The organism is Streptomyces sp. NRRL B-24572 (genome assembly GCF_002156145.1).
GTDB lineage: Bacteria > Actinomycetota > Actinomycetes > Streptomycetales > Streptomycetaceae > Streptomyces > Streptomyces vietnamensis.
The window spans coordinates 1-2,853 of sequence record NZ_MWIG01000976.1 but is presented as its reverse complement, the minus strand read 5'-3'; the positions used below and the strand labels follow the sequence as shown (position 1 = coordinate 2,853).

Annotated in this window: 1 protein-coding gene and 1 pseudogene; both read right to left on the bottom strand. The window is 74.2% G+C overall.

All coding sequences use genetic code 11. The features are described 5' to 3' along the window. A partial coding sequence (locus tag CCN56_RS39080; RefSeq protein WP_086832362.1) for an ATP-dependent helicase occupies positions 1 to 2,530 on the bottom strand: 2,530 nt, incomplete at its 3' end. A 59-nt stretch (positions 2,531 to 2,589) separates the two neighbouring features. After that, a pseudogene (locus tag CCN56_RS39075) lies at positions 2,590 to 2,853 on the bottom strand (hypothetical protein); the annotation flags it as partial.

Sequence of the window (2,853 nt, the reverse complement as noted above, 5' to 3'; positions counted from 1 at the left end):
AGGAGGGACCCCCCTCGCCCTGCGGAACGTATGCCCACAACCGGTTCGTCACGGCTTGCGCCGCTTCCCTGCGCCGATGCAGTGCCTCGTCGTCCAGGGGCAGTGGCCAGGCCCGGTCCTGTCCCTGTTCCGTCAGGGACGGGTTCTGTGCGTCCTTCTCCGGTTCCTCCGCCCAGGCCTCGATCTCGCCGTGGCCCGCCGCGCAGTGGTCGTACAGCGCCCGGAGGAAGTCCGAGGGGCCCCTGGGCTTCTTCTGGGCCGGGCCCCACCAGTGGGCGGAGCCGAGGAGGAGGGAACGGGGGCGGGTGAAGGTGACGTAGCCGAGGCGGAGTTCCTCGGTGTGCTGGTGGTCCCGCATCGCGTTCTTGAAGGACGTGAGGGACTTGGCGTCCCAGGTGTCGATGTCCGGCAGGGTGGCCGCGTCGCCGCGCAGGGCGTGCGGGAGGACCTGGGGCTGCGAGGTCCACGACTCGCGGGCGCGTGCGCTCGGGAACTGGCCGGTGACCAGGCCGGGGACGGCGACGACGTCCCACTCCAGGCCCTTGGACTTGTGGGCGGTGAGGACCTTCACGGTGTTCTCGCCGCCCGGCAGCGTGCTGTCGAGGCCCTTCTCGAACTGGACGGCCGTGCGCAGGTAGCCGAGGAAGGCGAGGAGGCTGGCCTCGCCGTCGAGGGAGGCGAAGCCGGCGGCGATGTCGAGGAAGTGGCCGAGGGTCTCGCGGCGGCGGGCCGCGAGCGCGTGCGGGGAGGCGGAGAGCTCGACCTCCAGGCCGGTCGCGGCGAGGACCCGGTGCAGCACGTCCATGAGGGGGTCGGCGAGCGAGGTGCGCAGGGCGCGCAGTTCGGCGGCGAGGCGCGCGAAGCGGACCCGAGCCTCGGTGGAGAAGGCCAGGCCGTCGTCGGCGGCGCCGCCGGAGTCGAGGAAGGTGTCGAGCGCGTCGGCGAGGGAGACGACCTCGGCCGGGTCGACGCCCTCGACGGCGGCGGCGAGCCGCTGCTCGGGGTCCGTCTCCTCGCCGCCGCGGTGGACGAGGAGGCGGGCGCGGCGGCCGAGGAGCGCGAGGTCGCGGGGGCCGATGCGCCAGCGGGGGCCGGTGAGGAGGCGGACCAGGGCGGCGTTGGCCCCGGGGTCCTGGAGGACCTCGCAGACGGCGACGAGGTCGGCGATCTCGGGCAGGTGGAGGAGGCCGGAGAGGCCGACGACCTCGACGGGCACGTCACGGGCGACGAGGGCAGCGTGGATGGCGGGGAAGTCGGTGGCGGTGCGGCACAGGACGGCGATCTCGCCGGGCTCGCGGCCGGTGCGTACGAGGTGGGCGAGGGAGTCGGCGAGCCAGTCGATCTCCTCGGCGTGGGTGGGGAGGAGGGCGATGCGGACGGTGCCGTCCTGTTCGGCGCCGGGCGCGGGGCGCAGGGCCTCCACGCCCGCGTGCATGGCGCGCAGGGGGGCGGCGAGGCCGTTGGCGAGGTCGAGGAGGCGGCCGCCGCTGCGCCGGTTCTCGGAGAGGGAGTAGCGGCTCGCGGGGCTGCCGTCGGCGTGCGGGAAGTGCTCGGGGAAGTCGTCGAGGTTGGCGACGGAGGCGCCGCGCCAGCCGTAGATGGCCTGGCAGGGGTCGCCGACGGCGGTCACGGCGTGTCCGGTGCTCCGGCCGGCGGGGCCCTGGCCGAAGAGGCCGGAGAGCAGCAGCCGCTGGGCGACGGAGGTGTCCTGGTACTCGTCGAGGAGGACGACCTTGAACTCCTCGCGGAGGATCGCGCCGACCTCGGGCCGGGTGGTGGCGAGCTCGGCGGAGCGGGCGATCTGGTCGCCGAAGTCGAGCAGGTCGCGGGAGCGCTTGGCGGCTCGGTAGCGGACGACGAGGTCGAGGAGTTCGCGGCGGGCGGCGGAGGCCTCGGGGACCTTGCGGAGCTCGGCGTTGCTGAGTTTGGCGTCGGCGAGGGCGTCGAGGAGCTCGGAGTCGTACGAGAGGAGCCGCTCGGGCGGTACGAGGTGCTCGGCGAGCTCGGCGTCGAGGGCGAGGAGGTCGGTGATGAGGGTCGGGAAGGAGCGGGTGAGCGCGGGGTACGGGCCGGGGGCCTCGCGGAGCACGCGCGCGGCGAGCTGGTAGCGGGTGGCGTCGGCGAGGAGCCGGGAGGTGGGCTCCAGGCCGATGCGGAGGCCGTGGTCGGTCAGGAGCTGCCCGGCGAAGGCGTGGTACGTGGAGATGCGGGGCTCGCCGGGGGGGTCGTCCGGGTCGATGACGTCGGGGTCGGTGACGCCGGCGCGGACGAGGGCGGTGCGGACGCGCTCGGCGAGTTCGCCGGCCGCCTTGTTGGTGAAGGTGAGGCCGAGGACCTGCTCGGGGGCGACCTGGCCCGTGCCGACCAGCCAGACCACCCGGGCGGCCATCACCGTCGTCTTGCCGGAGCCGGCTCCGGCCACGACGACCTGCGGGGCGAGCGGCGCGGTGATGCAGGCCGTCTGCTCCGGGGTGAACGGGATGCCGAGCAGCTCCTTGAGCTGCTCGGGGTCGGTGATGCGCGCGGTCACCGGAAGAGGCTAACGGGGCCCACCGACATTCCGGCCCCGCACGCCTCCGACCTGCGGCGTTACGCGGGCGCGCCGCCGTCCAGCTTGGAGAGGTCCACCGTCTCGTCGGCCGGCGGGACCTTCACGTGGACCGGTTTGTCGTAGTCGGAGAGCACGATCGCGCCGGGCTCCTTGCCGCCCTTCTTGACCATCTTCAGGATGTACGGCTTGCCCCGCTCGGAGACGGACACGGTGGTCGTCTCGCCGCCCGCCTTCTTCTTCACCAGGGTCGCGACGGGGATCCCGGCGACCTTGGCGTCCGGCCCCCGGGTCAGTCCCCTGCG